This window comes from Oerskovia sp. NPDC056781, assembly GCF_042789955.1.
Classification (GTDB): domain Bacteria; phylum Actinomycetota; class Actinomycetes; order Actinomycetales; family Cellulomonadaceae; genus Oerskovia; species Oerskovia rustica.
Genome location: NZ_JBHUAD010000386.1, coordinates 1 through 1,917, shown reverse-complemented (window position 1 = coordinate 1,917; position 1,917 = coordinate 1). Strand labels below are relative to the sequence as shown.

Genomic DNA, 1,917 nt, shown 5'->3' with positions numbered 1-1,917 from the left:
CGCGCGTGCCCGCCCCCCCGCGGGTCCCCGCGCCGCGCGCCTCACCACCACCCCCCGCGGGGCGCCCCGGGCCGCCCGACGGGCGCCTCTCCCACCCGGGAGAGGCGCCCTTCGACGTACTGGGGTCACGGGAACGGCGACCTGAGGGGCCGGGCGGCCTAGAGGCGAACGACCGCCTGCGCCTTCATGAGGACCTTGGCGGCCTCGAACGTGACCGTGAGGTCGACGCGGACCGTGCGCGCCTCGAGGTCGATCGCGCCGATCGCGCCCGAGACCGAGATCACGGCCTCGCCGGGGTTCGGCACCGGGACCGGGCGCGTGAAGCGCGTCTGGTAGTCCACGACAGCGCCCGGGTCGCCGGCCCAGTCCTCGACCAGCGCGACGGCCGCGCCCATGGTGAACATGCCGTGCGCGATCACGCCCGGCAGGTCCACGCTCTGCGCGAAGGCGTCGTTCCAGTGGATCGGGTTGAAGTCGCCGCTCGCACCGGCGTAGCGGACGAGGCGGGCCCGGTCGACGAGGACCTCACGCGTCCCGACGACGTCGCCCACCGCGAGGGCGGAGAGGTCCGGTCGCGTGGTGCTCACCGGAGAGGCGATGTGCTCGGTCATGCGTCCTCCCCGCGGACGACGAGGCTCGACGTGACGGTCGCGACGGGCTCGACGGTTCCGGAGCCGTCCGCCGCCAGGGCGCCGATCTCGGCGCGCGTCGTGACCATCGAGATGCCCGCCCGCTGCGTGATCGAGTCGACGTGCAGCACGGTCACGAGCTCGTCGCCGGCGACGATCGGACGGTGGTGCACGAACCGCTCGTCCGCGTGGACGACCCGCGTGAAGTCGACACGGGCCTCAGGGTCCTGGATGAAGGGAGCCTCGGCACGCTGCGCGACGATCACCGCGAACGTGGGCGGTGCGATCAGGTCCGGATAGCCCAAACCCCGCGCAGTGGCCACATCGTGGTGCGCGGGGTGGGTCGAACCGACAGCAGCGGCGAACTCGCGGATCTTCTCGCGGCCGACCGAGTACGGGGCGGTAACCGGGTACTCACGACCGGCGTAGTCAGCGTTGATCGCCATGCGTGCGGAGATGCTCAGCGGAGCCGCTGGATCAGCGGGTCTCGCGGTGAGCGGTGTGCTTGCCGCAGCGCGGGCAGAACTTCGCCAGCTCGAGACGGTCGGGGTCGTTGCGGCGGTTCTTCTTGGTGATGTAGTTCCGCTCCTTGCAGTCCACGCATGCGAGCGTGATCTTCGGGCGAACGTCTGAGCTCTTGCTTGCCACGGTAGTGCCACCTCTCGCGCCTCCGGAGGGCGCTACGTGCTTGCTAGGCCGCACGGCGCCGGCCGCCGTACGGTGTGTTGTCAGGAAGTGGTAGCGGGGGCGGGGCTCGAACCCGCGACCTCACGATTATGAGCCGTGCGCTCTGACCAGCTGAGCTACCCCGCCGCGTGATGAACGCGGGGTCGTGTCGCCAGTATTCCAGCGAGACGACCCCGCGTCACTTCACAGAGCCCCGAAAGGGAATCGAACCCTTGACCTTCTCCTTACCATGGAGACGCTCTGCCGACTGAGCTATCGGGGCAGCGGTGAAAAGATTACACGGGTTCGGCCGTGGTGCGAAATCGACCTCGGAGACCACCCGAAACCCCAGTGATCAGGCCGATTCTGCGGCCTGTGCGAGAGCGGGGTTCCTCGCACTGCGGGCGCGCGCCGGGCGAGCGGTACCGGTCCGACATGTCACGACTTCACCCTCCGGCCGCGCGCACCGCCCGCGACCTGAGTGCGCCCCGGAGACGCACCGCAGGCCGGACGACCGCGGTGAGCTCCGCCGTCGGGCCGGCGGCCTGGCCCCTGGAGGCGGTGACCGCACGGCCCCCGCACGACGGCCCCGGAAACGCGAACGAGGCGCCACCCGAATGGG

At 71.0% G+C, this 1,917-nt stretch carries 3 protein-coding genes and 2 tRNA genes; all 5 read right to left on the bottom strand.

Translation table 11 applies throughout. From position 1 onward, the window contains the following. Positions 1 to 158 precede the first annotated feature (158 nt). Positions 159 to 611 (bottom strand): MaoC family dehydratase, encoded by a 453-nt coding sequence (locus tag ACFRCR_RS18615; RefSeq protein ID WP_377679669.1) that lies wholly within the window; start codon positions 609 to 611, stop codon positions 159 to 161. Further along, on the bottom strand, positions 608 to 1,075 hold the full coding sequence (locus tag ACFRCR_RS18610; RefSeq protein ID WP_377679667.1) for a MaoC family dehydratase N-terminal domain-containing protein: 468 nt from the start codon (positions 1,073 to 1,075) through the stop codon (positions 608 to 610). Before ACFRCR_RS18610 ends, ACFRCR_RS18615 begins: the two co-directional genes overlap by 4 nt. Positions 1,076 to 1,106: 31 nt before the next feature. Continuing rightward, the gene (rpmG, locus tag ACFRCR_RS18605; RefSeq protein WP_030151977.1) at positions 1,107 to 1,277 is read right to left on the bottom strand and encodes a 50S ribosomal protein L33; all 171 of its coding nucleotides are present in this window, start codon (positions 1,275 to 1,277) and stop codon (positions 1,107 to 1,109) included. A gap of 88 nt (positions 1,278 to 1,365) precedes the next feature. Then, a tRNA-Met gene (locus ACFRCR_RS18600) sits at positions 1,366 to 1,442 on the bottom strand. Positions 1,443 to 1,505: 63 nt separating this feature from the next. Then, positions 1,506 to 1,578: transfer RNA gene (locus tag ACFRCR_RS18595), tRNA-Thr, on the bottom strand. Between the last annotated feature and the right edge of the window lie 339 nt (positions 1,579 to 1,917).